Raw genomic sequence first — 24433 nt, 5'->3', positions numbered from 1 at the left:
CGAGGTCATGTTTGCCGTCACCGTTTCGGAGTTCCAGCTTACATGAATCGTAGCCCGCGCAAAGCCATCGTCGCCGGTATTGCCGGCAATGCCATCGAGTGGTACGACTTCGCACTGTACGGCCATTTCTCGGTGATCATCGGCGAGACCTTCTTCCCGAAGGAGGAGCCGGGGTTGGCGATGCTGGCAGCATTCGCCGTGTTCAGCGTCAGCTTTTTCATGCGGCCGCTCGGCGCGCTACTGTTCAGTGCGATCGGCGATCGCTGGGGCCGCAAGCGCGCGCTGTCTCTCTCGATGCTCGGCATGGCGCTGCCTACCGCTGCGATCGGGCTGCTGCCCTCGTTCGGGGATATCGGCGTTGCCGCGACGGTCCTGCTGGTCCTGCTGCGGCTGCTCCAGGGCATTTCGCTGGGCGGTGAGATGGGCGGTGCCGTGACCTATGTGATGGAGCATACGCCGGGTCATCGCATCGGCCTCGCATCCAGCCTGATTCAGGCGAGTACCTGTCTGGGCCTGTTGTCGGGGACGCTGATTTCCAGCGCAATTTCGGCGTGGCTGACGCCGGAGCAGTTCCTGTCCTGGGGTTGGCGGATCCCGTTCCTGCTGGGTCTCGGAGCCGCGTGGATCGGCTTTCGGATTCGACAGAAGATGCCGGAAAGTGCTCTGTACGAAGCCGCCAAGGCGCAGAACACCCTGCACCGCAATCCGGTCGCGGCGGTCATTGCCCGTCACAAGCGGCGGGTCCTGATCGGAGTGGCCGTGGTGACGCCGATGACCTGCTGCTTTTTCTTCGCGTTCGTGTATTTCAACAGCTTCATGCTGGCCAACCTACAGTTTCCGCCCAGTCGTGCGTTGCTCGTGACTTCGGCCGGCCTGATCGTGTCCCTGGCAACGACCTTGCTGGGGGGCTGGCTGGCGGATCGCTGGGGCTACAAGCGCATTCTGGCCATCGGGATCGTGGGGCTGGTCGTCGGCGTCCATCCGCTGTTCGACGCCATGTCCGGCCACCCCGAACCGCGCTGGGTGCTGCCAGCGTTCTTCGCGTTCACGGTCCTGATCGGCATCTACACCAGCTCGGCCTTTGCCGCCGTGACGGGCCTGTTCGCGACCGGAGTGCGCTACAGCGGTGTCAGTCTCGCGGTCAACATCGCCTCGCCGGTGTTCGGCAGCACCGCACCCTTGCTCGCCGCCTGGCTGGTGCGCGATTACGGGACTAACGATGGTTTCGCGGTATTCGGCTACTACCTGACGGCCTTGTGCGCGGCAGCCGTGCTGGCGATCCGGGTGCTGGATCACGGCGCCTTCGAAGGCTGGGGCGTGCCGCCCGGCGAGATGTCCGCCAGGCAACACCATCGAACGGGCCGGTAACGAGCTGAGTCGCGCGATTATCCGGGTCGGTCCGTCGGGCCGTGCGGCTCGGCTTATGGGCTTTCGGCCAGCACCACGGCGCGCTGCGGCGCCGGCAGGCCCTCGCAGGTCAGGGACGGGTTGTGCGGGTCGAGAAAGTCCGTCAGAGACTGGAAACGCATCCAGGCCGTGGCCCGTTGTTCCAGGGGCGTTGTGGCGGCAACGTCCACGACCCGCACATTGCGGTAACCGCAGCGCCGCAGCCAGCCGACCAGAGTCATGCAGGACGGGATGAACCAGACGTTCCGCATCTGGGCGTAGCGATCTTCGGGCAGCAGGCTGTGCCCTTCCGGGCCGTCGATCACCAGCGTCTCGAGAACCAGCTCCCCTCCGGGTCGCAAACACCCCTTCAACTCGAGCAGGTGATCCAGCGGCGAGCGCCGGTGGTAGAGCACGCCCATCGAGAACACCGTGTCGAACGCCTGCAGTTGTGGTGGGACCTGTTCGATGCCCAGCGGCAGCAGATGCACCGGCCATGTTCCCGCGTAACGCTTCACTGCCAGAAATTGCGCGATATGGACCAGCGTGGGGTCGATGCCGACGACCAATTCGGCGCCAGCGCCCAGCATGCGCCATGCGTAGTAGCCGTTGCCGCAGCCCACATCGAGGATCCGCCGTCCGTGCAAGGGCGCGATGGCTGCCTGTAGTCGCTGCCACTTCAGATTCGACCGCCATTCCGCGTCGATATCGATGCCGAATAGCCGGAACGGGCCCTTGCGCCAGGGATGCAGCCGTTGCAACAGGGTCGTGAGCTGTTCCCGCGCGGGTTCCGCGATGTCGTCCGGTGCGCCGATGGTCACGGCCTCGCAAGTGAAGTCCAGTGCCGACGGGCTGGCCGGTGGCAGCTCCGCCACGGTGTTCAGCCACTCACGCCAGCGACCATGGCGGCCGTTCGCGAACACGGCCTCCAGGTCGGTGCGCAACGTGTCGCGCCAGTCTTTCGGGAAGCCCGGCTCGTCGATCGCGGCCAGTCCCGGCCAGCCTGCGGGCTCGCTCATGGGCACGGGCTGCGCCCGGCAAGCCCTGTGATAGACTCGGCGGGTCTGTCCGTGGTGCCGCAACGACGGGTGGCGCCCTTTAGCTCCGGGGTTTGGGAATCATCATGCAAGGTACGGAAATCGAAGCGGTCAAGGCCTATCTGACGCAACTGCAGCAGACGATCTGTAGCCGTCTCGAAGGCGAGGAACCGCTCGCGCGTTTCGTCGAGGATCGCTGGCAGCACCATTCCGGTGGTGGCGGGCAAACGCGAGTCCTTTACGACGGCGAGGTGTTCGAGCAGGGTGGGGTCAATTTTTCTCATGTGCGCGGCGAGCGTCTGCCGGCCTCGGCTACAGCGCACCGGCCGGAACTGGCGGGGCGCAGCTTTCAGGCGCTGGGCGTGTCGTTGGTAATCCACCCGCGCAACCCCTATGTTCCGACCTCGCATGCCAATGTGCGGTTCTTTATTGCCGAGAAAGGCGGTGAATCGCCGATCTGGTGGTTCGGCGGCGGTTTCGACCTGACGCCCTTCTATCCGTGCCTGGACGACGTCGTGCACTGGCATCGCAGCGCACGCGCTGCGTGCGAACCCTTCGGCCCGGAGGTCTATCCGCGTTTCAAGCGCTGGTGCGACGAGTACTTTTTCCTGAAACACCGGAACGAGACGCGCGGCGTCGGTGGCCTGTTCTTCGACGATCTGAACGAATGGGGTTTCGAACGCTCTTTCGCGTTCATGCGCAGCGTTGGCGACCATTACCTGTCGGCCTACCTGCCGATCGTCCAGGCCCGCAAAGCGACGCCGTACGGGGAGCGGGAACGTGCCTTCCAACTCTACCGTCGAGGGCGCTACGTCGAATTCAACCTGGTCTACGATCGCGGAACGCTGTTCGGGCTGCAATCGGGAGGTCGGACGGAATCGATTCTGATGTCGTTGCCGCCGGTTGTGAACTGGCGTTACAACTGGCGGCCAGAGCCCGGCAGTGCCGAAGAAGCGCTTTATCGGGACTATCTGGCGCCGCGGGATTGGCTGGGTTAGGGGCTATAGGTCCTTATCGGCAGCGGCGCCGGACTCACCCTCCGGGACCGGCTCCTTGTGAGCCGTGTCGTTGCGCTTCGTCAGGTCGGCGATCAGGCCATCGAGTGAACCGCCCTCGCCGATCTGGCTCGTGAAGCTCGTACGATAGTTCTGCAGCAGACTGATGCCCTCGATCAGCACGTCGTAAACCTTCCAGTCGCCCTTGGTATTGACCATGCGGTAGTTGATCGCGACGGGTTGCGCGCCGGCCTGCAGGATCTGCGTCCTGACCGTCGTCTTGTCTGCGCTGGACTCGGACGTCGACGGGAGATAGTTGATCTTCCAGTCCGAATATTCCGTGAATGCGGTCGTGTAGGTGCGGACCAGCAGGCGCCGGAACTCGGTCTTGAAGCGCTCACGCTGAGCCGGTGTTGCCGTTTTCCAGTATTTCCCGAGGACCATGATCGAGACACGGTCGAAGTCGATGGCCGGTTGGATGATCGTGTCGACAATGCCGGTGGCCTTGGTGAAGTCGCTCTTGACGTCAGGCCGCTGCAGGCTCTTCTGAAGCTGGTCGGCGGTGTTCTGGATCACCTTTTGCGCAGGGGTCAGGCTGCCCTCGTCGGCTAGCGTCAGCCCGGTGAAGAAAAACACTGCCAGCGAAACCCAAACAGCGAATGCGCGGGCACCAACCACTCGTTCAAAATTCATTGCGTTGTTTCCTAGAGGACCTTTCCCAGCACGTTATAATAGCGCGCCCGGCCACAATAGACTATCGGCTCGATATGACGACGCGCTTCGCTGACGTCGTCCGGCTCTCCCTTCTGACTCCCCAAAGCCACTGACGTGACCAGCCCCAGCCAGTTTCCCGCAACGCGCCTGCGGCGCATGCGTAAGGACGCCTTCAGCCGCCGGCTGATGCGCGAATCCCGCCTGACCGTGGACGATCTGATCTACCCCGTGTTCGTGATGGAAGGCAGCGGGCGGCGAGAAGCCGTGCCGTCGATGCCCGGCGTCGAACGCCTCAGTCTTGACGTGTTGTTGGATGAGGCGCAGGCGCTGTTGGCGCTGGGGATCCCGGCGGTCGCGCTGTTTCCGGTGGTTACGGACGAGTTGAAGAGCCTGGATGCCGCCGAAGCCTTCAATCCCGAGGGGCTCGTGCCGCGCGTGGTCAGGGCGCTGAAGGCGTCCTTTCCGGAGCTCGGTCTGATCACGGACGTCGCGCTCGATCCGTATACCTCACACGGCCAGGACGGTCTGCTGGATGACAGCGGCTACGTGGCCAACGATGCCACCACGGCGGTGCTGGTGCGGCAGGCGCTGTCGCACGCCGAGGCTGGCGCCGACATCGTCGCACCATCCGACATGATGGACGGGCGTATCGGTGAGATACGCCGCGCGCTGGAAGCGGGCGGTCACGTGAACACCCGTATCCTCGCTTATTCGGCAAAGTACGCATCGAGCTTTTATGGGCCCTTTCGCGACGCAGTCGGGTCGGCTGCAAATCTCGGCAGCGGCAGCAAGGAAACCTATCAGATGGATCCGGCGAACACGGATGAGGCCGTGCGCGAGGTTGCGCTGGACCTGGCAGAAGGTGCGGACATGGTCATGGTCAAGCCGGGACTGCCCTATCTCGACGTCGTCTACCGGGTGAAAGAGGCTCTTGGGGCGCCGACCTTCGTCTATCAGGTCAGCGGCGAGTACGCGATGCTGAAGGCGGCCGCGGCGAACGGCTGGCTGGACGAGCGCAAGACCGTGCTGGAGTCATTGCTGGCCTTCAAGCGCGCCGGGGCCGATGCGATCCTGACCTACTTCGCGAAGGATGCCGCCCGGTGGCTGCGCGAAGGGGCGCATCGCTAGCCGCGCTGTCAGGTCCCGGGACGATAAGCCATGAGCCTGCCGCCAGACCTGTATGCTGTTTTCGGTCATCCGATCGGCCACAGCAAATCGCCCCGCATCCACCGGCTGTTCGCGGAGCAGACGGGCCAGAACCTGCATTATGAGGCCAGGGATGTCGACCTGCCGCAGTTCGAGGCGGCGGTGCGCGCCTTCCTGGGTGCGGAAGGCGGGCGTGGCCTGAATTGCACCTTGCCGCTGAAGGAAGCCGCGTGGCGGTTGGCCGATACGCTCAGCGATCGGGCGCGGCGCGCGCAGGCCGTCAACACGCTGGCGCTCCGCTCCGATGGCTCGCTGTTCGGGGACAACACGGATGGCGTGGGTCTGCTGCGTGATCTGATGTGCCGGCTCCGCGTGATCGTGCGGAGCGGGCGGATCCTGGTGATCGGGGCCGGTGGTGCCGCGCGTGGCATCCTCGCCCCGTTGCTTGGGGAATCGCCGGCCGCCGTGGTCATCGCCAACCGCACTCCGGAGCGCGCCCGGATACTGGCGCGGGATTTCTCGGATCTCGGGTCAGTAGGTGCGATGAGTTTCGACGAGCTTGCGGGTCGGCAGTTCGATCTGATCGTCAATGCCAGTGCCGCGAGTCTTACGGGCGAGCTTCCTCCGCTGCCGAACGATCTGCTCGCTTCGGGGGCGGGTTGTTACGATCTCGCCTACGGCACGAAGCCGACGCCGTTCCTGTTGTGGGGGCAGCAGCGTGGAGCAAGGATCAGTGCGGATGGGCTCGGCATGCTGGTCGAGCAGGCGGCCGAGGCCTTCGAGTTGTGGCGGGGCGTGCGCCCGGACACGCGTCCCGTTATCGAACTGCTGAGCGACGAGCGGGGATTCTAGCGGGCGGTACGCGCGGACCTGACGGTTGACCGCTGCCCGCGCAGCGGTGTTAGACGGCGTAAAGGTTCTTCAGCCGCACGTAGCCGTTTTTCGAGATTTCGAAGAACGCCAGTTCTGCCTCGGTCAGCGGCCGTGACTGTCGTGCAGGTGAGCCGACGTACAGGAAGCCGCTCGTGAGCCGTTTGCCCGGCGGGACCAATGCGCCGGCGCCGATCATGACACGGTCCTCGACGAATGCTCCATCCATGACGATCGCGCCGATGCCGATCAGGCACAGATCGCCGATCGTGCAGCCGTGCAGCACGACGCGATGACCGATCGTGACGCCATTGCCGATGATTAGCGGATGGCCGTCGGGATTCGAGGCCGTCTTCTGCGTCACATGCAACACGCAGCCGTCCTGTATGTTGGTTTCGTGCCCGACCCTGATCGCGTTGACGTCGCCGCGGATCACGGTCGTCGGCCACACCGAGGCCTCATCGCCCAGGGCGACGTCGCCGATAATGACCGCGCTGCCGGCGATGTAGACATTCCGTCCCAGCGTGGGCGTGATGCCGTTGAAGGTTTCGATCATGGCTTCGTGCGGGACGCTTTCTCGGCATGGCCCGACAGCCCGAAACGCCGTTCGAGTTCGCTCAGCACCGCCTCCGGCTCAAGCCCTTGATGAGCCAGCAGCACCAGGCAATGGAACCACAGGTCGGCCATCTCGTAGACGATCTTTCCCGGGTTGCCGTCCTTGCCGGCGATGACCGTTTCGGTGGCCTCTTCGCCGATCTTCTTCAGGATGCTGTCCAGACCTTTGGCGTAGAGGCTGGCGACATAGGATTTGTCGGGCGCTTCCGACTTGCGCTGTTCCAGCACAGCGGCCAGTTGCCGCAAGACATCGGTGGTCACGAGCGGTAAATCTCTTCGGGTTTCTTCAGCACTGGGTCCACGGTTTCCCACGCGCCGTCGTCGAGTTTCCGGAAGAAGCAATGGTGACGGCCGGTGTGGCAGGCGATGCCGCCGGCCTGCTCGACCTTCAGCAATACCGTGTCGCCGTCGCAATCGAGGCGGATCTCGCTGACCTTCTGGCGGTGTCCGGACTCTTCGCCCTTGCGCCAGAAACGATTCCGCGACCGCGACCAGTACACGGCATACCCTTCGGCCAGCGTCAGCGCCAGGGCTTCGCGGTTCATCCAGGCCACCATCAACACGTCGCCGGTGCTGGTTTCCTGAGCGACGACCGGAACCAGTCCATCCCTGTTCCAGGTCACCTCGTCCAGCCAGGTCGTGCTCACAGGCGCACCTCGATCCCGCGCGCCGCCATGAACTCCTTGGCTTCGCGGACCGTGAATTCGGCAAAATGGAAAATGCTGGCCGCCAATACGGCATCGGCCTTGCCTTCGAGCACGCCATCGGCCAGATGCTGCAGATTGCCGACGCCGCCCGAGGCGATGATCGGCACCGGGACCGCCTCGCTGATCGCGCGCGTCACCGCGAGGTCGAAGCCGATACGGGTACCATCGCGGTCCATGCTGGTCAGCAGGATCTCCCCGGCACCATAGTCGACCATGCGCTGCGCCCATTCGACCGCGTCGAGCCCGGTCGGCTTGCGCCCGCCGTGCGTAAAGATTTCCCAGCGGAGCGGGTCGGTGCCGACGCACTTGGCATCGATCGCGACGACGATGCATTGCGAGCCGAAGCGCTCGGCCGCGGCCTTGACGAATTCGGGCTCGAACACGGCCGCGGTGTTGATGCTGACCTTGTCGGCCCCGGCATTCAACATACGACGGATATCGTCGAGTTTGCGTATGCCGCCGCCAACCGTCAGCGGGATGAATACCTCGCCGGCCACCTGCTCGACCACGTGCACCATCGTGTCGCGATTCTCGTGGCTGGCCGTGATATCGAGGAAGGTCAGTTCATCCGCGCCTTCCTGATCGTAACGCCGAGCGATCTCGACCGGATCGCCCGCATCGCGAATGTCGACGAAGCGAACGCCCTTGACGACGCGGCCGTTGTCGACGTCCAGGCAGGGAATGATGCGTTTCGCGAGCATCGGGCGGTGGTGGCGTTGGTTCCGGTGGCTCAGTATTCGGCGGCGATCTTTCGCGCGGCCGCGAAATCGAGCGTGCCCTCGTAGATCGCGCGACCGGTGATCGCGCCCATGACGCCGTCGCCCGCGATCGCACCGAGTGCCCGGATGTCGTCGAGGTTCGTGATGCCGCCCGAGGCGATCACCGGGATCTTTATCGAGCGGGCAAGATGGGCGGTCGCCTCGATGTTGACGCCACCCAGCATGCCGTCGCGGCTGATGTCGGTGTAGATGATCGCGACGACGCCGTCATCCTCGAATTTCGTCGCCAAATCGATGACATCGTGATGCGATAGCTTGGACCAGCCGTCGATCGCGACCTTGCCGTTCTTGGCGTCGAGCCCGATGATGATGTGGTTGGGGAACTCGGCGGCCACGTCGGTCACGAAATGGGGCGCGCTGACGGCTTTCGTGCCGATGATTACGAAGTCGACGCCGGCGTTCAAATAACCCTGCACCGTTTCCTCGTCGCGGATGCCGCCACCGACCTGGATCTCGACATCGGGGTAGGCTTCCCGAATCGCGTGGATGACGGTGCCGTTGCGCGGTACGCCGGCGAAGGCGCCGTCGAGGTCGACCAGATGCAAACGGGTGGCGCCGTCCTGCACCCAGCGTCCGGCCACCGCCACCGGGTCATCGGAAAATACCGTGTCGTCCTCCATCCGCCCCTGGCGCAGGCGGACGCACTTGCCGTCCTTCAAGTCGATAGCCGGTATCAGTAGCATCGTGTCCTAAGCCTCGATCAGCCGTTCAATAGGGGAGCAAAGCAGGGTCAGGGTTCCGACCGCCAGCGCAGGAAGTTGGCCAGCAGCCGGAGTCCGTCGGCCTGGCTTTTTTCCGGATGGAACTGCACCGCGATAATGTTACCTTTCGCCACCGCCGAAGCAAACGGCTCGGGGTAGTCGGTTGTGGCGGCGATGCAGCGCGGGTCCGTCGGCTGCGCATAGTAGCTGTGGACGAAATAGAACCAGCGGTCATGGTCCAGCCCGTCCCAGACCGGGTGGGCGCGCAGCGGATGCACCCGGTTCCAGCCCATGTGCGGCACCTTCAGCTCCTGTTGGCTGGACGACGCGTTTCCGGTCGATTCGGCAAAGCGGACGACTCGCCCGGGGATCAGCCCGAGACAGGGTGTGCCGCCGTTTTCTTCGCTCGATTCGAGCAGAGCCTGCATCCCTAGGCAGATTCCGAGCAAGGGCTTCTCGGCCGCGGCTTCGCGAAGCACCACGTCGAGCTGCAGGCGCTGCAGCGCCGCCATGCAGTCGCGGATCGCACCGACGCCGGGGAACACCACGCGATCGGCATGCAGGATCGTCTCGCGGTCAGCCGTCACGGTCACGATGACCGATGGGTCGGCATGCTGCAGCGCTTTGGCGATGGAATGGAGATTGCCCATTCCGTAATCGATTACGGCGACGGTAGACATGTCCGGGGGAGTGCGAAGGTCTGGGAGCGGCGTGGGTTCAGAGGGCGCCCTTGGTGCTCGGCAACACGCCTTGCATCCGGGTGTCGGGTTCGGCCGCCATCCGCAGCGCGCGTCCGAATGCCTTGAAGATCGTTTCGGCGATGTGGTGCGCGTTCGTGCCCTTGAGATTGTCGATGTGCAGGGTGACCTGGGCGTGATTCACAAAGCCGCGGAAGAATTCCAGCAGGAGATCGACATCGAAATCGCCGATCCGGGCCCGCGGAAAAGTGACTTCGTACCACAGTCCAGACCGGCCCGAGAGGTCGATCGTGACCCGGGTCAGGGCTTCGTCCAGTGCGACGTAAGCATGGCCGTAGCGACGGATGCCCTGTTTCGTGCCCAGCGCCCGACTGACGGCTTGACCGACGGTGATGCCGACGTCTTCGACCGTGTGGTGGGCGTCGATGTGCAAATCGCCCGTGGCGGCGATGTCAAGGTCGATCAGACCATGGCGGGCCACTTGATCGAGCATGTGCTCGAGGAAGGGGACGCCCGTGCGCAGCGCGGAGACGCCGGTTCCATCGAGGTTCAGACGGACGGCGATCTGCGTTTCGAGCGTATTGCGCTCGACCGCCGCGGTCCTGGGCTGAGTAGACATCGCTAGGGGTACGAAGACATGTTTGGCCAGCCGCAATGGTATCCGATTTTCGCGCGCCGGGTGGAGCGGAAAAAAGACACGGACTTACCCCGCCGACTCACGAAGCCTTGCGCGTCCCGCTTCGCTGCGTCCGAGTTCGGCGTGGGTAACTCCGTGCGCTGGACCCCCGGCAGGAAAACTGGACCTGATGCGGGCATTGGATGACCTATGCGGCCGCAACCGGGTTTGCGGGTCGTCATGTGGCGGCGGTGTGGGCATGCCCGGCGACCGCCTCATTCTACGTATCGGAACGATACGAGGTCAATCGATTGTCCTATCCATCGCGATGTCTCCCGCGCTGTGATGTCAGCCGCGGCGAGCGCTCGTTGTGTCGGGTATCGATCGGATGAGATGCGCGGCAGAGCTTGTAGCCTGCCGTCTGACCGAGGTCGACGACGTGAGAGAAGCGAGTCGCCAGGAGGGTCTCATAGGGCAGATGGCGATTGGCGACGAGCCATAGGGTGCCGCGTGGGCGCAGGCTGTTCGCGGCGGTCGCGATTAACTGCTGCCCCAGCGCTGGTTCGGTCGCGGAACCGGAATGAAACGGCGGATTCATGACGATCCAGTCGTAGCGTTGCGTCGGCAGCGTCGCCGTCAGGTCGGTCCAGTGGTACCCCAGCTCCACGCGATCTTCCCAGGCCGCAAGATTGCGCCGCGCGGCCGCGAGCGCCTTTGCTTCCGACTCGTAGAGGTCGAGTGCGCGGAGGTCGGGAGAACGTTCCAGCACGTGCCGGCTCAACGCGCCGTAGCCGGCGCCGAAATCCGCACCCGATCCGGTCAACGGACCGTCGAGCGCATCGCACAGCAACCGGGTGCCGGCATCGATCGCATGGGCCGAGAACATGCCCGGCCCGGCCACGAGTCCGACGCCGGGAATCTCCTTGAAGGCGCCCAGTGCCAGCCATTCGGGTGGGGGCGGCGTGTCGCAGTCGGGGGGGCGGGTTAGTGCGATGACCCGGCATTTCGCCTTCGAATAGACACTGGCGACCGGCAAGCCGCAGTCCCGCAGCTTTTTCCCCAGCGACTCTCCGCCGAGCGAGTTGGCGGCGGTGAGCACCAGCATGCTGCCAGGGGCGAGTAGCGACCAGCCCAGCGCGATGTGATACAGGTTCTCTTCCCGGTCCCGCGTGGCTTCAATCAGACACAGATTGAAGGAGCCTGATGCCTCGCTGACGACCGTTAGCCCGGCGCGCTCGAGCGTTGCCGCGTGTCTCCGCTCGGTTTGCAGGCAGGTGATCCGCCGGGGTTCGAACCCTGACAGACCGGCGGTCGAGGTGCTCCGTATCGCCAGGATCGACCCTGTGTCGGGGATTGGTAGGTGCGTTTGCTCGAAAAAACGGGCCAGTGCGTGGCCTTGAGCGTTCTCGGAGGGGGCTGGCATGTGTTGCGGCGGGGTTAGATGGAGAGAGGCCGATGTCGGTTGGCAGGGTGGATCAGGAGCAAGAGGCGCGCGCCGGAGGATCGCTATAATGCGCGCTCGTCATCATATGGAGTTCCCCATGAGCCAATTCGACAACGTCAGCGTACTGACGCAGGCCAATGTTTATTTCGACGGCAAGTGCGTCAGCCATACCGTGATCCTCGGCGACGGCAGCCGCAAGACGCTGGGCGTGTTGTTGCCGTCGACGCTGACTTTCAGCACCGGCGCCCCCGAAACCATGGAAATCACCGGCGGAACTTGCCGTGTGCGTCTGGACGGCCAGGGCGAATGGACGTCCTACTCCGCTGGACAGTCGTTCTCCGTTCCTGCCGACAGTCGCTTCGATATCGAAGCGCTCGACGTCGTGAACTATATCTGTCATTTCGGCTGAGACCAGCCGCTAAAAGCCGAGCAGCGCGAGGATGAGCGTCGTCAGCACGACCGCGAGTATCCAGGCCAGAGGCACGGTGATCAGGACTGCCGCCGTGCCGGCGGCGATCTTCCGCGGCAGGCTCAGAGGCTGCCACCAGCGGTTGAACCGATCGAGCGCCTGCTGCCACCAGCCCAGGGCTTGTTCCTTTTTCTGCTCGCGCCAGGTCGGCCATTCCGCCTTGGCAGCGCGAGCGAGTCGCGTGCCGCGCCGAATCGAGATGAAGAGCAGGGCCAGAAAGACGAAAAGCCCTGTCCAGGCCGTCGCGACCTGGCCGTAGTAGTGACCGAACCCCAGTGTCTCGCTAAAGATGTGCTCGAGTTCCTGTTCGGCGAACTCGATCGCCGTAATGAGGACCTCTTCAAGGATCGGCCAGGTGATGTCGAACGCGAAAATCAACGCGGCGGCGATCACCGCCAAAAGGCCGTAGAAGACCTTTCTGGCGGTGGCCAGCCACTGCTTGCGCTGCGAGGAGCGCCGCGTCGATAACGGAATTCGCATGCGTGCGACTCGTGACTGTCGTCGGGGCGGCAGGGCCGCCCCGCGGTGGGGGCGGACCGGTTAGCCGGCCTTCAATGCACTCAGCACTTCATCCAGCATCTTCTTGGCGTCCCCAAACAACATCCGGTTATTGTCCTTGTAGAACAGCGGGTTGTCTACGCCAGCATAGCCCGATGCCATCGAGCGCTTCATGACGATCGAGGTTTTCGCCTTCCAGACTTCCAGCACCGGCATGCCGGCGATCGGGCTGTTCGGGTCGTCCTGTGCCGCCGGGTTGACGATGTCGTTGGCGCCGATGACCATCGCGACATCGGTTTCCGGAAAGTCCTCGTTGATTTCGTCCATCTCCATGACGATGTCGTAAGGCACTTTCGCCTCTGCCAGCAGCACGTTCATGTGCCCCGGCATGCGGCCGGCGACCGGGTGGATCGCGAAGCGCACGTCGACGCCCTTGTCGCGCAGCAGCTTGGTGATCTCGAACACCGTGTGCTGGGCCTGGGCGACCGCCATGCCGTAACCCGGCACGATGATCACATGGCCCGCGTCGCGCAGCAGCTCGGCCGTGTCCGCGGCGCTGATCGGCTGCACTTCACCTTCCGGCTGGGCACCTGCCGCGGCCGGAGCCCCGCCCTCGGTGCCGAAACCGCCGGCGATGACCGACAGGAAGTGGCGGTTCATCGCGCGGCACATGATGTAGGAAAGGATCGCGCCGGAGGAACCGACGAGTGCGCCGGTCACGATCAGCAAGTCGTTGGACAGCATGAAGCCGGTGGCCGATGCGGCCCAGCCCGAGTAGCTGTTTAGCATCGAGACGACGACCGGCATGTCGGCGCCGCCGATGGCCATGACCATGTGGATGCCGAACAGCAGCGCGATCGCCGTCATGATGCCGAGGTAGATCAGGGCTGTCTGACCGTCCGCGTGGAGGAACAGGGCGCCGACGTAGATCACGCCGATCAGTCCGGCCAGGTTCAGCCAGTGCCGGGCCGGCAGCAGCATCGGCTTGCCGCTGATCTTGCCGGACAGCTTGCCGAACGCGATCACCGAACCGGAGAAGGTCACGGCGCCGATCAGGATGCCGATGTACATCTCGACTTCATGAATCGTCTTCTCTACCCCTTCTAGGCTGATCGTCGTGTCAAAGAAGTTCGCGTACCCGACCAGCACCGCGGCCAGACCGACCAGGCTGTGCATCAGTGCGACCAGTTCGGGCATTTCGGTCATCTTGACCTTGGCCGCGGCGAACAGGCCGATGCCGCCGCCAAGGGCCATCGCGATGACGAGCGGCAGGTAGCTGGTGACCTTCGGCCCGAGCACGGTCGCCAGGATCGCGATCGCCATGCCGACCATGCCGTACAGGTTGCCGCGCCGCGCCGTCTCCGGATTGCTGAGGCCGCCCAGGCTCAGGATGAACAGGATGGTGGCTCCGATATACGAAACCGACATCAAACCTTCGCTCATGGTGTTCCCCTTATTTCCTGAACATGCGCAGCATGCGCTGCGTGACCGCAAAGCCGCCGGCCATGTTGATACTGGTCAGTACGACCGCGAGTCCCGCCAGCACGAGCATCAGCGTGCCCGGGGAGGAGATCTGGATCAGCGCGCCGATCGCGATGATGCTGCTGATGGCGTTGGTCACGCTCATCAGCGGCGTGTGCAGCGCGGGCGTCACGTTCCAGATGACCATGTAGCCGACGAAGCAGGCCAGCACGAACACCGTGAAATGCTCCAGAAAGGCGGCCGGTGCCGTTGCGCCGATGAAACCGAACACCAGTGCTACAGCGGCGATGGCCAGGCTGGCCGATAGCCAGGTCGGTATGGCCGGCTCCTTGGCCTTGGGTGCCACGACGGGACCGGCTGGCGTGGCCATCTTTTGTGTCGGGGCCGCCGAGATCTTGGGGGGCGGGGGCGGCCAGGTGATGCTGCCCTCCTTGATCACGGTGGTGCCGCGGATTACTTCGTCATCCATGTTGACGTTCAGCGTGCCGTCCTTGCCGGGGCACAGTTCCTCGATCAACCGCAGCAGGTTGGTCGCGTAGAGCTGGCTGGACTGGCGTGCGAGCCGGCTGGGCAGGTCGGTGTAGCCGATGATCGTGACGCCGTGCCGGACGACGACCTGACCCGGGACCGTCAGTTCGCAGTTGCCGCCCTGTTCGGCGGCCATGTCGACGATGACGCTGCCGTCCTTCATCGACTCGACCATGCCGGCCGAGATCAGTTTGGGCGCGGGTTTGCCCGGAATCAGCGCGGTCGTTATGACGATGTCGCACTCGATGCACTGACGCGCGATCATCTCGCGCTGGGCCTTCTGGTAGCCCTCGCTCATGAGCTTGGCATAGCCGCCGACGCCGCCACCTTCCTCCTGGTAGTCGACCTCGATGAACTCGGCGCCCATGCTCTTGACCTGGTCCTTGACCTCCGGGCGGGTGTCGGTCGAACGCACGATTGCGCCGAGACCGCCGGCCGCGCCGAGTGCCGCGAGACCGGCCACGCCCGCGCCGATGATGAAGACCTTGGCCGGCGGTACCTTGCCGGCGGCCGTGATCTGACCGGTGAAGAACCGACCGAAATGGTGGGCTGCCTCGATCACGGCCCGGTATCCGGCAATGTTCGCCATCGAACTCAGGGCATCGAGCTTCTGCGCCCGGGAGATGCGCGGTACGCTGTCCATGGCCAGCACGGTTGCCTTCTTGGCGGCGAGCCGGTCCATCAGTTCGGGATGCTGGGCCGGCCAGATGAAGCTGATCAGACAGCTGCCCTCGCGCAGCAATTCGACTTCGTCCGCCGCGACCTCAGGCTGACTTTCGGGCGCTCGCACCTTCAGAATGATGTCCGACGTTTTCCATAGCGTCTTGGCATCGTCGACTATGGTTGCCCCGACCTGGCGAAATGCGTCGTCAGGCAAGTCGGCGTGTTCGCCGGCGCCGGTCTGAATGGCGACCGTGAAGCCCAGCTTCATCAGTTTCTCGGCCACGTCGGGCGTGGTCGCGACACGCTTCTCACCGGCGTGTATCTCTTTGGGTATCCCGATCTGCATCAACGATCTCCTCCACTCGTTATGGGTCAGGCAAAAGTCCACGCCAGTCGTCGAACCAGCGCGTCAAAGCGCGTCTCGGCGCGGACGCAGACCGGGCCAAGCTGCGGAGCCGCCGGGTTCGAGCCTCACCGCGGCGAAACCGGTCGGGGTCGGTGGGCGTCGATTTTACCCACGAAAGCGCACGCCAGCGAACAGTTTCGCCACCGGTGGCGTGTGGTTCGGTTCGAGCGAGCAGGCGGCGCTTGGCCAGGGCGCGCCCGACAAAATCGGTGGACTCCTCGCAGCGGGCGGTGCGACGCACTGCAGGGCAAGTTTTCGCGAAGGCGGGGCGGGTGATGATTCGCGTCAATGCGCAGCGCACGAGATGCGCCTGCTGTGCGCTGTGCACACTAAGCGCCTGCATGGTGGGTCAGAACGACACGGCAAACCCGAGCATGCTGATCGTCGAGGGCGTGAACTTCGTCGTACCGGCGCTGACCTGACCGTAAAGGGCGAAACGCCGGTTGGCGGTCCAGATGAAACCGGCGCCGACGGCATTCTGCTTGACGTCGTCGTAGAAACTCCGCGGCACGGTTACGTTGGGCAGTCGCGGCAGCGACATCGCGTTGTAGAAGCCGTGGATGAATACGGCGAAGTCCTCGTCGAACAGATCGCGTTGCAGGGCCCACTGGAAACTGAACTCCCACACGTTGACACCGTCGCTGGCCTGGACCCGCGTGGCACCGAGGTTGTATTCGAAGTCGATCTCGAACGGCAGGGATTGGTCGAAGTTGAACGTGAACGACGGTTGGGTGCCGGCATTGAACGGGGCGGTTCCGAACCACTGGGTCAGCAGGTAGGCTTCGAATCCGGCCGCCGGGAGGTAATAGTCGGGTTTCTCGGTCCAGAGCTGGATCTTGGTGTCGAAGGCGATCGGCGCAAAGCCCGCGGAGCTCCTGGCGCCTCCTATCCAGCTCGGGCCATTGCCGAACAGGCGGAGTTCGATGTCGTCGGTCAGGCCGTAACGCAACAGGTATTCGGCGTTGTACTGGACCGGTTGTCCGGCCGCGGTACCGTAGAACGTGAACGGCGACATCTCGATGTACGCGCGTCCGGTCGGAAGCGTGAAGGCGCTGTTCGGGAAATTGGCGAGGTCGGGGCCGGGGTTGGCAATGTCCGGTTCCGAACGCCAGCGTTCGATGTTCTCCGGCAAGCGCGCCCGGGAACGATTGTAGCGACCGCGAAAAAAGGTCTGCCTCGCATCGCTCGCCTGTTCCTGTGCGAGGGTGCTAAGGCCATAGCGCGCAGCAAAGGTTCGAGGCGGCGGAGGCGGGTCGGACGACCGGGCACGGTTTCGTGCCTGGTTCCACAGAGTCTTCGCTTCGATACGGCCGTACTCGCGAAAACTCGCGCAGCAGATCAGCCGGTCCTTTTGCGTTGAGGGCGTCGTGGCCGCGTCCGCGGCTCGGTACGTGTCGGTTGGGGCCTGAGGTGCGGCCGTTGCAGGTGGTGAGTGTATCGCAGTGGCCGTCGCCGGTCCGGTCAGTGCGGCGAGCAGCACCAGGGTGGCGCGGTCGTTGTTGCAGGGGTGTCGCGATGCGGTATTCACGTCACTCGAGCAACGGCAGTTCCTCGGCGATACCCGCCTCGACCGCCGCGCGGATCTTCGATTCGAGCTGGTAGTACCGCGCCAGTTTGCGGATCGGCAGCACTTTCTCGAATCGCGGCAGATAAGTCCGGCGCAGCCGGTTGCGCTCCTCCTCGATCTTCAGGCGATTGAGCAGGATTTTTTTGGCCATGCTGTCCGACATCGCGTCGAAGTTTTCGCCGAACTCGGCGATCAAGGCTCTTCGGCGCTCAGTCAGACGGGTGAGATCGCGCTCGTACTCCTCGTACAGGGGCCAGAATGCCCGTGATTCGGCGGCCGTCAACGCCAGGTTCTCGGTGATCAGGCGACGGCGGTCACGGTGGTAGCGGTCAGTCAGCTCTGCCAGCGGGTCGGCGGTCTGGGCCCGTGGGCTGTCGTTCATCCCGCTGCCGGCTGCAATCAGGAGCAGGACACCCCAGATGCCGGGCACGCCTTTCACCGGCAGGATCTGTGTCGGCGCCCGGTGGTTAGCGGCGCGATCGCCGCGGGTAGCGCCGTTCCAGATCATCGAGGAAGCGGTTGATCTGACGGATGCTGCCCTTGAAGACGCCCGGCGCATGCCCGCTGAGCCACCGCTCCGCGTGCTTGTTGGTCGCGGGACTGACGATCAATCCTCCGATCAGCAGGAAGGGCACGCCGAGTACGCCTGGCATTACCACGCCGACCACGCCGGCCGTCATCAGCAACCAGCCGACATCGCGTGGCAGTTTCTGCAACCGCTCCGCGGTCTGATGGTCCACCGACAGGGTTTCCAGCACGTGTTCAAGCGCCTGCGCGCCCTCTACCTGCCCGGTGGAGGCACCGATTGAGACGTTCCCGGCATCTGGCGGTCGCAGAGCACCCGAGTCCCCTACCGGCGCTGTGCCCCCTGAGTTCTTCCGGCGCGCGGCGGATCGCTTGCTTCCGTTTTCAGCCTTTTTCGTGTTCATCGAGTGCCCGGCGAGGAAAGGAAAGTCGGGTTGAGGGATGCATGCGCAGTGCCCCTGAATCGATCACGTCGGCCTGGGTCGCCGCTGATATCCGGTCAGCGTACGCGGACGTTCCGCGCGAGTCGCCGCGGGAAGCAGCGGAAAACGCGGCAGCCGTCGCTGCGCGCCGCTTCGGCGGTAACGGGCCCAGGCACCGCACAATCAGGATGCGGTGCGATCACGTGACCATCGGTGCTCGTGTCGTTAAGGACGGTCGCGGCGCGGTTGCAAACATTCGTTGCAGCCGACGATCGACATTCATCACTCCGACGTTGGCGACGATGTTCGCTGCGATTCCGTTGAATACCCCGGCAAACCCGCCGGCGACACAGAGCAAATTCGGGATCAACGCCATCCGTGAAGCGCTCAGGACCTCCGGGTCGTGGCGGCGTGCCAGCTCGACCAGGTCGGCCAAACGCTCGCAGGAACGCCCCAACACGACCATGTCCCCTTCCGTGTCAAGACGATCCAGGCCATCCGTCGCGACCGAAACATGGGCGGCCTCGGACAGCTCCCACTGTCCCGCAACGCGCCCGATATACACTGGCCTGATGCCACGCCGTCGCAACCCCTCGAGGAAGCGAATCCGTCCCGCCGTATCGAGTTCGCTGCCCCACAGCGGGATACCGAGCCGATGGGCCAGCGCTGCCGTCTCTTGCTCGGTACCTGCCGAGACGACGAAGGTCTCCAGGCCCGCCTTCCGCAGACGATGAATCGCAGCCGCCGATCTAAGCCGGGAGCCCAGGCGAAAAGCCAGCCGAGCCACCTCGTGCCCGTCGATTTCCGCTATCAGTTCCGGGATGTCGGAAGGCTGATCCGGCGGCGCGTCCATCAGCCCGATGACGTGCTCACCCAAGCGGACTTCCAGACGACCTTCTTGGAGAGACAGCAGGGAGGGCTGGCGGACGGCCAGGCCGCGTTCGCGACAGGCGTCTGCCAGCGCCAGAGAGCGCTCATCGCCGAGAAATAAGGCGGCGCCGGCGACATGTCGCAGGAGCGTGTCGCCGTCGGCCAGACGGCTCCGCATTCCGGCGAGTTCAACACCACATTCCGTCAATAGCGGGTCGTCGCCGTCGAACACGATGAACCCGCTCTCCCCCAAGCGTTGAATCGAGGCACCGCTCCGCACCAGTACGCCGGATTCCAGCGCAGCACGTATTGTGTGCAAGGTCACCATTGGTACTGCCAGGACGGGGCCGCTAATCCAGTCCTGGCGCAGAATCGGGCCCATGGTCGTGAGCCCGCCGCCAGCGACGAACCCCACCCCGGCCGTCACCAAGGTCGGCAGAACAGCCTGTTCGGTGATCTGGACAGAGCGCCGGCGCAACGTGGCATCGCCGGTAAATCCGCTCGCGACCGAGGCGAAGTTCGCTGCAATGCGCGCGCCCACCGTATCCGTTCCGGCACGTACGACCTTGACCCCGAGTTGCCCGAACAGCAGCCTCGACCCCGCGAGGACTGTGTCGCCAATGGACTTGCGGACCGGAAACCGAGCACCGCTGACGGCTGCTTCGTCGACCAGGGCCTCGCCTGCGATGACTTCACCGTCGACCGCAATTCCTTCCGCGGCCGTGACCTGGATCTGGTCTCCGGCTCGAAGCCTCGCCGCCGGCACGGACACCCAGCCTTCATCCGCCGTGAGGACCTGCACCCGTTCCGGCAGCGCCAGGGACTCGCCCAACAGACGTCGCGTCTCATCGTCCAAGCGCTTCTGCGAGCGCCGCTGCCAATAACGCAAAGACCAGTCGGTGAGCGCTGCGGCTACGACTTGTCCGGATGCGAGCGTGCAGACCAGCAGCGAAATCCGCGCCAGCGGCACGCCGGCCTTGCCCTGGCTCAGATTGCGCACCGCCTCCCAGGCGGTACTGAGGTTGATCGCGACCAGGATGCTTGCCGCAACGGGTGTTGCCAACGGCAACAGCAGTTCGCCAACGGTGCCGAGTCCGAGAGTGGTGTTGGAGATGCCGAACGTCACCTCCTTGGCGTTGGCGCATCGAGCCGGTGGTGCGGAATTGACCAACTGTATTTCAATCGACCGCACGATCCGGGCCGCGTCGATGCGGAGCGGATCGAACTGCACGCCCAGCGCTCCGTCCCCGTTCTGCGTTACGACCTCCAGCACACCGGGGATGGCCTGAAGCGTGCACCGCACGCGCGGCAGGATACCGCTACTCGTTTCCGCCAACCTCCGGTGGGAAAAGAGCAACGCACCGGGTTTCGCGGCAATGATCCGCAGCGTCGTGATGAACGCGTCGGCACGGCTAAAAGTCACACATTCGTCAGCCGACCATGGGGGAATCGTCGCTTCGTCCAATGCGCCCGCGTCTGAGCCGATGACAGCAGCCAAGCGGGCCAAAAAGGCGTCGCGCCGTTCATCCGGCACTTGGTAAGTGAGTCTCGCCTCGCTGCGCTGGGGATCCAGCGTCAGAGATCGCACTTCCTGCAGTTGCATCGCGCGGCGTGCGAACCGGCGCGTGTGAACCTGCTGCAACGGGCTGAACACATGGGTGTCACGCAACGTGACCGTGTTGGCCTGGTAATGGACCCGAACAGTCATCGAGTTTTCTTCACTCCGGTCCCGCTACTCGATACTGAACGGTTTAAGTCGGCCCGAGGCGACCAGATCGTCGAGTTCCGCGACGACGTGTTTGTCTTCCGCATCGAGTACGTTGTAGAGATCGCGCAGTTTGCGGCGCCGGCGGCTGATTTCGAAGCCGAGTGCGCCGAGCAGCGCGATACCGAAAACGGTCGTGAGTGCGTGATTGAACTGTTCCACGAGTATCTCCGTAAGCCTTGAACGGGAATGAGCCGAGTCGAGCGTTGCAGCCGATGCGGGACTGGGCAATGTCGCAGTGGTCAGCCGAGCATCGCCTCGCCGCCTTCGCGCAGGATCTCGATGGCGCCCTTGAGGCCCGCGCGGTGCAATTGCTCCTTGACGACGTCCTCGATGTTGGCGCCGTGGCGATGCACGGCGAGCAGGTGCAGGAACTTCCGCAAACCGGCAACGGCGGTCACCGGGTCCTTGACCAGGCCCATGTTGAGGTGAAAGCCGTGATATTCGCCGTCGCCGCTGGCGCCTCGGGCGTGCAGGTCACGCGCGAGCAGGATCGGATCCTTGCCGATCAGGTGCGGATGGCGACGCATCAACGCGGTCGATTGCTCCTGATCGAGGATGAACAGCGGGTCGTCGTTCTGGAACCGTGTGATCATCTCGATGTTCTCGCGGATGACACGGGCCGCGGCTGAATTCCAGCCGGAGTCGATCAGGAAGAAATGGAACCGCGGGCCCGCAGTGCTGTCGCTTTCGGCAACCGCGGCCGATGTGTCAGGGACGGCCTGGGCGGTCGCTGTCGCGCGGCTGCGACGCGTGCGACTGCGGGTCTTGTCGAAAAGCATGTCGTCTTGTTGCGTCATGTTCGGTGAGTCCTCTGCTGCTGGAGATTACCGTGTCTGCCTTCACTGGTGGCCCATAGTGGCCTCTTCGTCGATGGGGGGCGCGCCGCTGGTCGCTTTACGCCTCTTGAAGCAGTCGTTCTTCTTCCGCTCCGGCATCGTAGCCCGCGGCCTTCAGTTCCAGTTCCAGTTGATGACGACGCTCGGCCTCGAGCAGCGCGACCTTGCGCATCGGCCAGATTCCATTGGCCAATGCGGCCAGCGCCGCGACGTTGTTGGTCAACACCGACGCGCCGATACCGAAGCCCAGCGTGAACACGCCCGCCACGCACGCCACGTTTGGGGCGATGATCATCGCCCAGCTGCGGGCGATGTTGGCATCGAGCGCGCGCGAAATGTCCCGCAATTCGCACAGTTTACCGAGACTTTGTTCCAGAAAGACGATGTGGGCGGTGTCGGTCGCGATCGACGTCGCGCCGCGCAGCGAGATCGACACATTCGCCTTCTTCAGTGCAATGGAGTCGTTGATGCCGTCGCCGACGAAACAGACCTTGCGCCCCTCTTGCTGTAACCGTTCGACGTAATCGGCCTTGTCGGCCGGAAGCACCTGCGCGAAGTAGCGGTCCATGCCGAGTTCCTCGGCCAGCCGCTTGGTCGGCGCTTCGTGATCCCCCGAGATGATGGCCAGATGCTTGATGCCGCGTTGCCGCAATCCGGCGATGATGTCCTTGACCTCGGGCCGCAGTGCCGCGCGCAGTTCGAGCGCGCCGCCGAGCTGATCATCGATGCCGACCATCACCATGGTATCGCCGTCCTCGTGCACGGCATCGAGTTTGGCCTCGACCGAGGGCGGGATCGGGAGCCCCTCCATTTCCATGTAGCGTTTGCTGCCCACCCGGATCGTGCGGCCTTCCACGACGACGCGGATCCCGTAGCCCACCTGATACTGGGTATCGTCGGTGGCCGGCAGATCCAGGCCCTGCTCCTGTGCCCGGTGGAGGATGGCCAGCGCGATCGGGTGGTGGAACTTGCGCTCCGCGGCCGCGGCATAGCGCAGTACATCGTTCGCAGCGTGTCCGTTCGCGGTCACGATGTCGCCGACCTCGGGACGTTCTCGGGTCAGCGTTCCGGTCTTGTCGAACAGCACCGTGTCGATCTCGTTCATAAGTTCGAGCGCACGCCCGTCCTTGACCAGGATGCCGTTCTGCGCGCACAGCGCCAGTGACGACAGCATCGCCAGGGGGGCGGCCATGCGGATGCCGGTTCCCAGATCGCTGTTCAGCACGGCAACGGCCCCGAACGGTCCCATCGCGGCATAGGCGAGGCCACCGACCGCGAGTGTGGGGATGACCGCCATGTCGGCCAGGCGCTCGCCCTTGTGTTGGGAGGTCAGCTTGTAGCCAGCCGTGTCGTTCAGGATCTGGCTGATCTTGGATGAGGCGGTTTCGCTGCCCGCCTGTTCGACCGAGACGAAGATTTTCCCGGCGACGAGTATCGTCGAGGCGAAAACACGATCGCCAACGCCTTTCTCGGCAGGAGTCGATTCACCGGTCAGCGCATGCTGATCGATCATCGCCATCCCTTCGACGATGTGGCCGTCGACCGGGACCATGTCGCCGGTGTGGACGGCGACGATGTCGCCTTGTGCGACGCGGTCGAGCGGCACCTCGATCTCGACCCCGTCCTGAACCAGCCAGACGAAGCGTGGCTGCTTGCCGAAGGCATTCAGCAGCAGCTTCTTCGAGTTGTCCTCGGTTTTCTTGACCAGCAGCCGGCCGAAGGACAGACACCACGCAAGGACCGCACCCGGGAAGACCTGCAAAGTGGCAAGACAGCCCAGGACGACGATCGAATCGAGTACATCGATACCGAGCCGGCGTTCCTTGAACAGTACTTCGTAGGCGCCCTTGAAGCACGGGATCGCGGTGTAGGCAAACAGGCCCGCCGCCACGGGCAGCAGAGCCGGCACCGCTAACTGGGCCGCCGCCGCGATCGGCAGCGACACCGTGCAGATCGTCAGATCCAGATCCAGCTTGTCGAGGGCATCCTGACGTTCGGCGGTGGCCAGCGCGCCGTCCAGGATCTCGATCAGGCTCAGTGCACCGATGCGGCGTGGGTCGTAATCGATCTGCACCGTGCAACGCAGTGCATGGGTTTGATAACGGTCGACCCCCAGTACGCTGATCAATTCCCGCTCGATCGCTTCGCACAGCACGCTGCGCCGATACAGCGCCGGGTTTTTGAGTTTCAGTGAACCGGGCTTGTGCGCAATGACCTGCCAGCCGGTCACTACATGTCCGTAGCGGTGATAGCGAACCACCCCATGACGGTCGGTCACGTTGGCGATCGGCGCGACCGTGATGGCGCGCGACGGCTTACCGGCACCTTCGGCTTTTGTTGCGTCCGGGGACGCAGCGCCTTCCCGTTCCAGGCAATCGGCAACCCTTGCGAGAACTTCCCGGGCGGAATGGCGGGCCGGGTCGTAATGCAGGTCTGCGCTCGCCTGCTGGCCATTGACGATCGTGACGCTCCGCAGCACTTCCGCGCTGAACGCGCGCCTGAGGAACCGGTGGCTCAGGGGATTGTCGGGGGTTCCGAACAACAATCGACTGGTGACGCGGACAGTGCCGTGACTGGGTAGAGTGATCGCTACGTCGACATGGCCGGACAGATCGACCGGCGTGGCGCGCTCGCGCATGGTGATTTCTCTCGCTGGTTGGATACGAGGCAGCCAGCGCCGTTACCGTTTCG

25 protein-coding genes are annotated in these 24433 nt (G+C 64.2%); 5 read left to right on the top strand and 20 right to left on the bottom strand.

Going from position 1 to position 24433, the window contains the following annotated elements:
* Nucleotides 1-42: 42 nt before the first annotated feature.
* Nucleotides 43-1368, top strand: coding sequence for an MFS transporter (locus ACW73L_RS11160; RefSeq protein ID WP_498922003.1), 1326 nt, complete (start codon nucleotides 43-45; stop codon nucleotides 1366-1368).
* 53 nt (nucleotides 1369-1421) lie between these two features.
* Here the strand turns inward: ACW73L_RS11160 and cmoB are convergent, their stop codons facing one another.
* The gene (gene cmoB / locus ACW73L_RS11155; protein WP_498922001.1) at nucleotides 1422-2405 is read right to left on the bottom strand and encodes a tRNA 5-methoxyuridine(34)/uridine 5-oxyacetic acid(34) synthase CmoB; all 984 of its coding nucleotides are present in this window, start codon (nucleotides 2403-2405) and stop codon (nucleotides 1422-1424) included.
* Between the two features lie 104 nt (nucleotides 2406-2509).
* Between cmoB and hemF the strand changes: the two genes are divergently transcribed.
* A complete protein-coding gene (hemF, locus tag ACW73L_RS11150) occupies nucleotides 2510-3421 on the top strand; it encodes an oxygen-dependent coproporphyrinogen oxidase (protein ID WP_498922000.1) in 912 nt (303 codons plus the stop codon).
* A 3-nt stretch (nucleotides 3422-3424) separates the two neighbouring features.
* On the opposite strand, the gene ACW73L_RS11145 is transcribed toward hemF, so the two are convergent.
* The gene (locus tag ACW73L_RS11145; RefSeq protein WP_498921999.1) at nucleotides 3425-4111 is read right to left on the bottom strand and encodes an MlaC/ttg2D family ABC transporter substrate-binding protein; all 687 of its coding nucleotides are present in this window, start codon (nucleotides 4109-4111) and stop codon (nucleotides 3425-3427) included.
* A 135-nt stretch (nucleotides 4112-4246) separates the two neighbouring features.
* On the opposite strand from ACW73L_RS11145, the gene hemB reads away from it, so the two are divergent.
* Both hemB and aroE read left to right on the top strand, forming a co-directional pair.
* Nucleotides 4247-5260 (top strand): porphobilinogen synthase, encoded by a 1014-nt coding sequence (gene hemB, locus ACW73L_RS11140; protein WP_498921998.1) that lies wholly within the window; start codon nucleotides 4247-4249, stop codon nucleotides 5258-5260.
* A 30-nt stretch (nucleotides 5261-5290) separates the two neighbouring features.
* Nucleotides 5291-6130 (top strand): shikimate dehydrogenase, encoded by an 840-nt coding sequence (aroE, locus tag ACW73L_RS11135; RefSeq protein WP_498921997.1) that lies wholly within the window; start codon nucleotides 5291-5293, stop codon nucleotides 6128-6130.
* 49 nt (nucleotides 6131-6179) lie between these two features.
* On the opposite strand, the gene ACW73L_RS11130 is transcribed toward aroE, so the two are convergent.
* From ACW73L_RS11130 to ACW73L_RS11095, 8 genes are all read right to left on the bottom strand, one after another.
* Complete coding sequence (locus ACW73L_RS11130; protein ID WP_498921996.1) at nucleotides 6180-6704, bottom strand: gamma carbonic anhydrase family protein; 525 nt, start codon at nucleotides 6702-6704, stop codon at nucleotides 6180-6182.
* Complete coding sequence (locus tag ACW73L_RS11125) at nucleotides 6701-7024, bottom strand: phosphoribosyl-ATP diphosphatase (RefSeq protein WP_498921994.1); 324 nt, start codon at nucleotides 7022-7024, stop codon at nucleotides 6701-6703. Before ACW73L_RS11125 ends, ACW73L_RS11130 begins: the two co-directional genes overlap by 4 nt.
* Nucleotides 7021-7410, bottom strand: coding sequence for a phosphoribosyl-AMP cyclohydrolase (gene hisI, locus ACW73L_RS11120; protein WP_498921993.1), 390 nt, complete (start codon nucleotides 7408-7410; stop codon nucleotides 7021-7023). The genes ACW73L_RS11125 and hisI overlap by 4 nt, the downstream gene beginning before the upstream one ends.
* Entirely contained in the window at nucleotides 7407-8171 is a 765-nt protein-coding gene (gene hisF / locus ACW73L_RS11115) for an imidazole glycerol phosphate synthase subunit HisF (protein ID WP_129883199.1), read from the bottom strand. Before hisF ends, hisI begins: the two co-directional genes overlap by 4 nt.
* A gap of 29 nt (nucleotides 8172-8200) precedes the next feature.
* A complete protein-coding gene (gene hisA, locus ACW73L_RS11110; protein WP_129883200.1) occupies nucleotides 8201-8932 on the bottom strand; it encodes a 1-(5-phosphoribosyl)-5-[(5-phosphoribosylamino)methylideneamino]imidazole-4-carboxamide isomerase in 732 nt (243 codons plus the stop codon).
* Between the two features lie 47 nt (nucleotides 8933-8979).
* Nucleotides 8980-9630, bottom strand: a complete 651-nt coding sequence (gene hisH / locus ACW73L_RS11105) for an imidazole glycerol phosphate synthase subunit HisH (RefSeq protein WP_498921992.1) — start codon at nucleotides 9628-9630, stop codon at nucleotides 8980-8982.
* 37 nt (nucleotides 9631-9667) lie between these two features.
* Nucleotides 9668-10267: an imidazoleglycerol-phosphate dehydratase HisB gene (gene hisB / locus ACW73L_RS11100; protein WP_139559440.1), complete on the bottom strand. Its 600-nt coding sequence runs from the start codon at nucleotides 10265-10267 to the stop codon at nucleotides 9668-9670.
* Between the two features lie 313 nt (nucleotides 10268-10580).
* The gene (locus ACW73L_RS11095) at nucleotides 10581-11687 is read right to left on the bottom strand and encodes a class I SAM-dependent methyltransferase (protein WP_498921991.1); all 1107 of its coding nucleotides are present in this window, start codon (nucleotides 11685-11687) and stop codon (nucleotides 10581-10583) included.
* A 118-nt stretch (nucleotides 11688-11805) separates the two neighbouring features.
* Here ACW73L_RS11095 and ppnP point away from each other — a divergent pair, with 118 nt between their 5' ends.
* Nucleotides 11806-12117: a pyrimidine/purine nucleoside phosphorylase gene (gene ppnP / locus ACW73L_RS11090; RefSeq protein ID WP_498921989.1), complete on the top strand. Its 312-nt coding sequence runs from the start codon at nucleotides 11806-11808 to the stop codon at nucleotides 12115-12117.
* Between the two features lie 9 nt (nucleotides 12118-12126).
* Here the strand turns inward: ppnP and ACW73L_RS11085 are convergent, their stop codons facing one another.
* The 10 genes from ACW73L_RS11085 to ACW73L_RS11040 form a co-directional block, all read right to left on the bottom strand.
* A complete protein-coding gene (locus tag ACW73L_RS11085; RefSeq protein ID WP_498921987.1) occupies nucleotides 12127-12657 on the bottom strand; it encodes a hypothetical protein in 531 nt (176 codons plus the stop codon).
* A 60-nt stretch (nucleotides 12658-12717) separates the two neighbouring features.
* Nucleotides 12718-14118, bottom strand: a complete 1401-nt coding sequence (gene pntB, locus ACW73L_RS11080) for a Re/Si-specific NAD(P)(+) transhydrogenase subunit beta (RefSeq protein ID WP_498921985.1) — start codon at nucleotides 14116-14118, stop codon at nucleotides 12718-12720.
* A gap of 10 nt (nucleotides 14119-14128) precedes the next feature.
* Nucleotides 14129-15694 (bottom strand): Re/Si-specific NAD(P)(+) transhydrogenase subunit alpha, encoded by a 1566-nt coding sequence (locus ACW73L_RS11075; RefSeq protein WP_498921984.1) that lies wholly within the window; start codon nucleotides 15692-15694, stop codon nucleotides 14129-14131.
* A gap of 409 nt (nucleotides 15695-16103) precedes the next feature.
* Nucleotides 16104-17282: a transporter family protein gene (locus ACW73L_RS11070; protein WP_498921982.1), complete on the bottom strand. Its 1179-nt coding sequence runs from the start codon at nucleotides 17280-17282 to the stop codon at nucleotides 16104-16106.
* A gap of 1 nt (nucleotide 17283) precedes the next feature.
* Complete coding sequence (locus tag ACW73L_RS11065) at nucleotides 17284-17829, bottom strand: hypothetical protein (protein ID WP_498921980.1); 546 nt, start codon at nucleotides 17827-17829, stop codon at nucleotides 17284-17286.
* Nucleotides 17789-18250, bottom strand: a complete 462-nt coding sequence (locus ACW73L_RS11060; protein ID WP_498921978.1) for a hypothetical protein — start codon at nucleotides 18248-18250, stop codon at nucleotides 17789-17791. Before ACW73L_RS11060 ends, ACW73L_RS11065 begins: the two co-directional genes overlap by 41 nt.
* A gap of 217 nt (nucleotides 18251-18467) precedes the next feature.
* The gene (locus ACW73L_RS11055; protein WP_498921977.1) at nucleotides 18468-20846 is read right to left on the bottom strand and encodes a P-type ATPase actuator domain-containing protein; all 2379 of its coding nucleotides are present in this window, start codon (nucleotides 20844-20846) and stop codon (nucleotides 18468-18470) included.
* A gap of 24 nt (nucleotides 20847-20870) precedes the next feature.
* The gene (locus ACW73L_RS11050) at nucleotides 20871-21065 is read right to left on the bottom strand and encodes a hypothetical protein (RefSeq protein ID WP_498921975.1); all 195 of its coding nucleotides are present in this window, start codon (nucleotides 21063-21065) and stop codon (nucleotides 20871-20873) included.
* An 80-nt stretch (nucleotides 21066-21145) separates the two neighbouring features.
* The gene (locus tag ACW73L_RS11045) at nucleotides 21146-21703 is read right to left on the bottom strand and encodes a hypothetical protein (RefSeq protein WP_498921973.1); all 558 of its coding nucleotides are present in this window, start codon (nucleotides 21701-21703) and stop codon (nucleotides 21146-21148) included.
* A gap of 97 nt (nucleotides 21704-21800) precedes the next feature.
* Nucleotides 21801-24380 (bottom strand): heavy metal translocating P-type ATPase, encoded by a 2580-nt coding sequence (locus ACW73L_RS11040; RefSeq protein ID WP_498921972.1) that lies wholly within the window; start codon nucleotides 24378-24380, stop codon nucleotides 21801-21803.
* Between the last annotated feature and the right edge of the window lie 53 nt (nucleotides 24381-24433).

Source organism: Methylolobus aquaticus (genome assembly GCF_054172105.1).
The sequence above is the reverse complement of the archived record's forward strand: the minus strand, read 5'-3'. Positions and strand labels throughout refer to the sequence as shown.

Bases quoted from the DNA above. Each gene is read 5' to 3' on its own strand.
- hisA (WP_129883200.1), bottom strand. From the start codon at position 8,932: ATGCTACTGATACCGGCTATCGACTTGAAGGACGGCAAGTGCGTCCGC.
- ACW73L_RS11130 (WP_498921996.1), bottom strand. From the start codon at position 6,704: ATGATCGAAACCTTCAACGGCATCACGCCCACGCTGGGACGGAATGTC.
- pntB (WP_498921985.1), bottom strand. From the start codon at position 14,118: ATGAGCGAAGGTTTGATGTCGGTTTCGTATATCGGAGCCACCATCCTG.
- ACW73L_RS11065 (WP_498921980.1), bottom strand. From the start codon at position 17,829: ATGATCTGGAACGGCGCTACCCGCGGCGATCGCGCCGCTAACCACCGG.
- ACW73L_RS11045 (WP_498921973.1), bottom strand. From the start codon at position 21,703: ATGACGCAACAAGACGACATGCTTTTCGACAAGACCCGCAGTCGCACG.
- ACW73L_RS11060 (WP_498921978.1), bottom strand. From the start codon at position 18,250: ATGAACACGAAAAAGGCTGAAAACGGAAGCAAGCGATCCGCCGCGCGC.
- ACW73L_RS11085 (WP_498921987.1), bottom strand. From the start codon at position 12,657: ATGCGAATTCCGTTATCGACGCGGCGCTCCTCGCAGCGCAAGCAGTGG.
- hisH (WP_498921992.1), bottom strand. From the start codon at position 9,630: ATGTCTACCGTCGCCGTAATCGATTACGGAATGGGCAATCTCCATTCC.
- ACW73L_RS11055 (WP_498921977.1), bottom strand. From the start codon at position 20,846: ATGACTGTTCGGGTCCATTACCAGGCCAACACGGTCACGTTGCGTGAC.
- ppnP (WP_498921989.1), top strand. From the start codon at position 11,806: ATGAGCCAATTCGACAACGTCAGCGTACTGACGCAGGCCAATGTTTAT.
- ACW73L_RS11145 (WP_498921999.1), bottom strand. From the start codon at position 4,111: ATGAATTTTGAACGAGTGGTTGGTGCCCGCGCATTCGCTGTTTGGGTT.
- ACW73L_RS11075 (WP_498921984.1), bottom strand. From the start codon at position 15,694: ATGCAGATCGGGATACCCAAAGAGATACACGCCGGTGAGAAGCGTGTC.
- cmoB (WP_498922001.1), bottom strand. From the start codon at position 2,405: ATGAGCGAGCCCGCAGGCTGGCCGGGACTGGCCGCGATCGACGAGCCG.
- ACW73L_RS11160 (WP_498922003.1), top strand. From the start codon at position 43: ATGAATCGTAGCCCGCGCAAAGCCATCGTCGCCGGTATTGCCGGCAAT.
- ACW73L_RS11095 (WP_498921991.1), bottom strand. From the start codon at position 11,687: ATGCCAGCCCCCTCCGAGAACGCTCAAGGCCACGCACTGGCCCGTTTT.
- ACW73L_RS11040 (WP_498921972.1), bottom strand. From the start codon at position 24,380: ATGCGCGAGCGCGCCACGCCGGTCGATCTGTCCGGCCATGTCGACGTA.
- aroE (WP_498921997.1), top strand. From the start codon at position 5,291: ATGAGCCTGCCGCCAGACCTGTATGCTGTTTTCGGTCATCCGATCGGC.
- hisF (WP_129883199.1), bottom strand. From the start codon at position 8,171: ATGCTCGCGAAACGCATCATTCCCTGCCTGGACGTCGACAACGGCCGC.
- hemF (WP_498922000.1), top strand. From the start codon at position 2,510: ATGCAAGGTACGGAAATCGAAGCGGTCAAGGCCTATCTGACGCAACTG.
- hisB (WP_139559440.1), bottom strand. From the start codon at position 10,267: ATGTCTACTCAGCCCAGGACCGCGGCGGTCGAGCGCAATACGCTCGAA.